At 34.4% G+C, this 6,206-nt stretch carries 4 protein-coding genes; all 4 read left to right on the top strand.

Annotated features, from left to right (window positions below):
- Window positions 1-218 precede the first annotated feature (218 nt).
- The gene (gene ppc, locus AC6CHR_RS17205; protein WP_498250236.1) at window positions 219-2,978 is read left to right on the top strand and encodes a phosphoenolpyruvate carboxylase; all 2,760 of its coding nucleotides are present in this window, start codon (window positions 219-221) and stop codon (window positions 2,976-2,978) included.
- 417 nt (window positions 2,979-3,395) lie between these two features.
- The gene (locus tag AC6CHR_RS17200) at window positions 3,396-3,545 is read left to right on the top strand and encodes a hypothetical protein (RefSeq protein ID WP_498250219.1); all 150 of its coding nucleotides are present in this window, start codon (window positions 3,396-3,398) and stop codon (window positions 3,543-3,545) included.
- 445 nt (window positions 3,546-3,990) lie between these two features.
- Window positions 3,991-4,626 (top strand): FMN-dependent NADH-azoreductase, encoded by a 636-nt coding sequence (locus tag AC6CHR_RS17195; RefSeq protein WP_498250218.1) that lies wholly within the window; start codon window positions 3,991-3,993, stop codon window positions 4,624-4,626.
- Window positions 4,627-4,965: 339 nt separating this feature from the next.
- Window positions 4,966-6,069, top strand: a complete 1,104-nt coding sequence (locus AC6CHR_RS17190; RefSeq protein WP_498250217.1) for a 5-methyltetrahydropteroyltriglutamate--homocysteine S-methyltransferase — start codon at window positions 4,966-4,968, stop codon at window positions 6,067-6,069.
- The last annotated feature ends 137 nt before the right edge of the window (window positions 6,070-6,206 follow it).

Here is a 6,206-nt window from a genome sequence, read left to right as displayed (position 1 = left end):
AATATCAGGGTGTTTCTATTTTTAGTGAATTTATTATATTATAAAAATATTGAAACGCTATCATAGATAAAACGATGTTTAAAGTAGATGAATTCCCAATAATCTATCTTAAATAGATATCAATTTCTGCAATTAAAGATGAAATTGTTCATGAAAAATGATATGATAGAATTATCTTACTATTTAGTAGAATAACATAATTAGGGGAAGGTGACATGATGACAACTAGAATTGAAACGGATAGCAGTCTATCATTACGTCGTGATGTGAAATCTCTTGGACATATTCTTGGAGAAATTCTTGTTCATCACGGAGGAACAGAGCTTCTAGATAAAGTAGAAAAATTAAGGGGAATGGCGAAAACGCTACGAAGTAATTTTGATAAGAACATTTATAAAGAACTAAAAGATGAAATTGTAAATTTAGATCCACCGATGCGGAAGCAAGTAATACGTGCATTTTCAATTTACTTCCATCTTATAAACGCAGCAGAGTCCAATCACCGTATTCGTAGACGTCGAGAATATCAACTTCAAGATAACCATATTGTACAACCTGCATCAATAGAAAGTGCTATCTTATCTCTTAAAGAGAATGAGATTGATGTAGATACGATTCAAAATGTACTAGATAAGTTATCATTAGAATTAATTATAACCGCTCATCCGACTGAGGCGACAAAACGTTCAGTGATAGAAATTCAGAAGCGCATTGGTGATCTATTGAAAAATTTAGATAATACAATGCTTACCAATAAAGAACGTAAAAAGCTTGAAGATCGTTTATTAAATGATGTAACCATTCTTTGGCAAACAGACGAATTACGTCATCGAAAACCGACAGTTATGGATGAAGTACGTAATGGACTTTATTATTTTGAACAAACATTTTTTGATGTACTTCCAGACATCCATGAAGATCTTGAAGACGGATTATCAGAACAATTCCCTGAACATAAATGGGATGTACCTAATTTCCTCCGATTCGGTTCATGGATAGGTGGAGACCGTGATGGGAATCCGAATGTAACTCCTGAGGTAACTTGGGAAACTCTAGAAAAACATCGTGAACTTGCAATTAATAAATATAAAGAAGTATTAATTGCCTTAATGAAACGATTTAGTCACTCTTCAACTAGAGTTGAGATAAGTGAAGAGTTACTTGCAAATGTAGAAAAAGAAGAACCAATCTACTTAGCAAATGATAAGAAGTGGCCAGTTGAAACAGAGGTCTATCGTCGTAAAGTCGCAGTTATCATAACGCGTCTTAGTGAAGTTGGCAAAACAGATAATGGTTATAAGTCATCTGATGAACTTTTAGAGGATCTATATTTAATTGAAAAAAGTGTTAACAAGCATCAGCCTGCACAACGAGAGTTGAAAATGCTTAAAAAGTTAATACGCCAAGTTCAATTATTTGGTTTCCATTTAGCAACCCTGGATATCCGAAATCATAGTGGGGAACATGAATCTGCTATTACAGAAATTTTACGTAAAGTTGGTGTGTCTGAAAATTATTCATCCTTAACTGAGGATGAAAAAATTAAGACATTAGAAAAGGTTCTAAAAGATCCACGCCCTGTACTATTATTAAATGAAGATTATTCAAATGAAACACAAGAAATGATTAAGTGTTTTACAATGATTAAAAAAGCACATGAAACATTTGGTGAAAAGTCCATTCTTGTTTACCTAGTTAGTATGACTCAATCGGCAAGTGATTTGCTGGAAGTATTGGTACTTGCTAAAGAGGCTGGTATATATAGACTACATGCAGATGGTTCTGTCGAAAGCCAATTGAATGTTGCGCCTTTACTTGAAACGGTTGAAGATTTGATTGCTGGACCAGCAATCATGGAAACATTATTTAAGATGGATGTATACCGTAATCACCTTCAGATACATGGTGATTCGCAAGAAATCATGCTTGGCTATTCTGATGGTAGTAAGGATGGTGGAACTTTAACTGCAAACTGGAAGCTTTACAAAGCACAACTTGAGATACACGATATGGCAAAACGTCATAATATTGGACTGAAGTTTTTCCATGGTAGAGGTGGTTCACTAGGTCGTGGAGGCGGTCCACTAAATCGTAGCATTCTTTCACAACCAGCTGAAACAATCGGAGATGGCGTAAAAATCACCGAGCAAGGGGAAGTGTTATCTGCACGTTACCTAAGTACTGATATCGCTTATCGTAGTCTTGAGCAAGCAACTTCAACATTACTTGAGGCATCCGTTAATCTATCAGAAGAATCTGAGCAACAGCACTCACGTGAAGAAGCGTGGGAAGTTGCGATGGAGGAAATTTCCAACGTGTCATTGAAGAAATATCAATCACTTGTGTTTGAAGATCCTGACTTTTTAACATACTTTACTGAAGCAACTCCTTTGAATGAATTAGCGGAGTTGAATATCGGTTCTCGTCCAATGAAACGTAAAAATCGAAACCGTTTTGAAGATCTTCGTGCAATTCCTTGGGTATTTGCTTGGACTCAAAGTCGTCAACTTCTACCCGCATGGTATGCTTCGGGTACAGGCTTGGATAGCTTCGCATCTAAAAGTGAAGAAAATCTCAAATTGTTGCAACGTATGTATTTAGAATGGCCATTCTTCCGTTCGACGATAGATAACTTACAAATGGCCTTAATGAAAGCAGACATTACAACGGCAAAGGAATATACGTTCCTAGTAAACGATAAGGAAGTTGCAGATCGTATATTCAATAATATTGTTGAGGAATTTAATAAAACAAAAACCATTCTTCTTAAAATATCTGGTGATGAGGAACTTTTAGATCATTCACCTAATATCAAAGAATCTGTACACCGCAGAAATCCATATGTAGATCCGTTAAACTTTCTACAAGTTGAACTTATCAAGGAACTTCGCGAACAAGAAGAACCTAATGAAGAATTGTTAACAGAAGTGTTATTAACAATAAGTGGTATTGCTGCAGGATTGCGTAATACAGGTTGATCAAAAGCACATAAGAATTTAGCTAGTGCCTGTCGATTTTATAAATCGGCAGGCCTTTTTTATGTAGCTTACTATTAGCTATGAAAGGTTAAAGGTATTCTTGGCAGCAATTATTGTAGTTCATATAAAGCGTGAATGTTGCTATAAAGTCAAAATCTATTATTAAAAGCAAATTAAGATTATATTTATTATAGAAGAAATTAAGAAAGAGGGAAATGAAAGTGGCAGGTAATCTAACAAAATTTCTGTAGAGACGAATTTGAGCTGAGACATAATCTAATCGCTTTGATATTTGATTAATGTCTGTTTTCGCAAATAATAATAGCTTTTAGTAATATCACTCCCTACGTATTTAGCCTCCTTAATGAAATATAATCCTTGCTAATGTATATACTAGTTGTGTAAGGGGGTGATCAAATGGAAAAGAAACCACTTCATTATGATGGTAGTGTTCATATTAATTTCATAGCGAAAAGTGATACATCTAATGTTGAAGAGCTAGTTATATCTGATGAAGCAAGAAAGAATATCGGCATTAATCCTTATTCCTTTACTAATACAGAATAATTAGAATGGTTAATTGATAGTTGGTACAACTGAATATCATCTGACTTAGCGGTATACTCGATCAGAGATTACCGCTTTTTGTGTCTAGTGAAGTTCTATATAAAGGAGCAAACCGGAAGGATAATATTGGAGAAAGTCGCGAAATGAAGTCAAAACTCGCTCAGGAGGAACCTAAGCATTTATATTGACGATAGAACAGCTATCTTTTATACTTTTATCTTGAACTAAAAATTTGTTAATTAAATATATTTCTTTGAGAATATTTTAGACAATTTTAATTCAAACTAAAGTGTTGAGAAAATCAAAGGACTAAATGGATGGACGATGTTATTTTATTAAAGGGTCAAATACTCATTTATAGGAAATCGTGATAGCTGGTTATTTGATACTAATATGAAAATAGTTAATTATCTGAATTTAGTCTAATTTAAAGGAGAGTTTTAACATGGCAAAAGTATTGTATATTACAGCGCATCCACATGATGACACAGTGTCTTTTAGTATGGCTGCAGGAAAAGCGTTTATCGAATCATATAAGGAAGCGAATCCTAGTGATGAGATCGTTCATATTGACCTGTATAAAGAATCGATTCCACAAATTGATGTAGATGTATTTAGTGGTTGGGGAAAACTTCAAACTGGTAAAGGGTTTGAGGAACTATCTGCTGAAGAACAGGCAAAGGTTGGACGTCTAGGAGAACTTAGTGATCAATTCGTTTCTGGTGACAAATATGTGTTTGTTACTCCATTATGGAACTTCTCATTCCCACCAGTAATGAAGGCTTATATCGATTCAGTTGCTGTTGCTGGTAAAGCATTCAAATATACAGCTGAGGGTTCGGTAGGATTACTTACTGATAAAAAGGCACTACATATTCAAGCTCGTGGTGGCATTTATTCAGAAGGACCTGCAGCAGATCTTGAAATGGGTCATCGCTATTTAAATGTAATTATGAATTTCTTTGGAGTACCTTCTATAGAGGGTCTCTTTATTGAAGGACATGCTGCAATGCCTGATAAAGCAGAAGAAATTAAAGAAAATGGTATTGCACGTGCAAAAGATTTAGGAAAAACATTTTAATTATTACTAATTCCCTCTATAGAACAAATAGAGGGGTTTTTTATTTGGAAGAAAGATCAAATTGCCCTAAGAGTATCAAAATATGGATTAAAAGAAAAAATCGAATTATTAAACCACTGATACGTCATTATTCTGTTTAATGACGTATTTTAATAGTGTTTTACTATTTTCTTTAGAATAATAGGACTATCGTTTTTTAGAATTCTCAAAACTATTAGAACTTTTGAAAAATACCTATAATTTGTAGAAAAAAAGTTTAAACTCCATTAAAATAAAGGGGATATATATAATTTTATTATTCGATAAAAATTATTCTTTTTACTGAAGGAGACGAAGCAATTGACTAAGACAATCACTAGAGCACCATTTAGAGCTGATCATGTAGGGAGTTTCTTAAGACCTGAGCGTTTAAAACAGGCTAGACTACAAAAACAAAATGGCGAAATTACTGCTGAACAGCTGAGATTGATTGAGGATGAAGAAATTATTCGTCTAGTTGAAAAGCAAAAGGAAGTTGGATTAAAGGCTGTTACAGATGGTGAATTGAGACGTGCTTGGTGGCACTTTGATTTTCTAGCTGGTCTTGACGGAGTAGAGTTATATGAAACGGAATCTGGTATTCAATTCAACGGAGTAACAACAAAAGCACATGGAATTAAAGTAAATGGAAAAGTTAACTTTACCAATCACCCTATGATCGAGGATTACAAATTTCTTCATGAAATAGCTGGTGACCATGTAGCGAAGTTTACGATCCCTAGTCCTAATATGTTATTTTTTAGAGGGTTTATTGAAGAAGAGGCCTATAAAAATCAAGATGAATTATTTGACGACCTTATTGAGGCATATCAAAAGGCGATCCAAGCTTTCTATGATGCTGGTTGTCGGTATCTACAATTAGATGATACCTCATGGTCAGTATTTTTCTCAGAACAAGGCAGAGAGCAAATTACGATGCGTGGTCAAGATCCTGATACACTTGCTCAGCTATTTGCAAAAGCAATTAATGAATCAATTGCGAAAAGACCAGAAGATATGATTATTACTATGCATATTTGTCGTGGTAATTTCAAATCAACTTATGTTTCTTCAGGGGGCTATGAAAGTGTTTCTGAAGTGATTTTTGGCGGATTGGATGTTGATGGATTATTTTTAGAATTTGATGACGAACGGTCAGGTGGTTTTGAACCACTGCGACATGTTAATCGAAACGATATTCAATTGGTCTTAGGACTCATCACTTCTAAATTCGGGGAGTTAGAAAATGCTGAGAACGTAAAAGCTAGAATTGAAGAAGCTAGTAAATATGTTGGTTTAGAGCAAGTTTGTTTAAGTCCACAATGTGGGTTTGCTTCAACAGAAGAAGGAAACCTATTAACAGAAGAGCAACAGTGGGATAAGGTACGTCATGTCATTTCAATTGCAAATGACGTCTGGAAATAAATTATTATTTGTAGTATAAAAAGCAGTGACTTCAAACGGAGCCGCTGCTTTTTTTCGCATAGGGAGTGAGTGTCTACTCCTAATAGACCTTAACTTCGTTTTCAATTCATAATGTATAATTTTGTTATTATCTATCT

This window comes from Metabacillus sp. GQ13 (assembly GCF_059758525.1).
The sequence above is the reverse complement of the archived record's forward strand: the minus strand, read 5'-3'. Positions and strand labels throughout refer to the sequence as shown.

Coding starts and splice junctions, on each gene's coding strand:
- ppc (WP_498250236.1), top strand. CDS start 219: ATGACAACTAGAATTGAAACGGATAGCAGTCTATCATTACGTCGTGAT.
- AC6CHR_RS17200 (WP_498250219.1), top strand. CDS start 3,396: ATGGAAAAGAAACCACTTCATTATGATGGTAGTGTTCATATTAATTTC.
- AC6CHR_RS17195 (WP_498250218.1), top strand. CDS start 3,991: ATGGCAAAAGTATTGTATATTACAGCGCATCCACATGATGACACAGTG.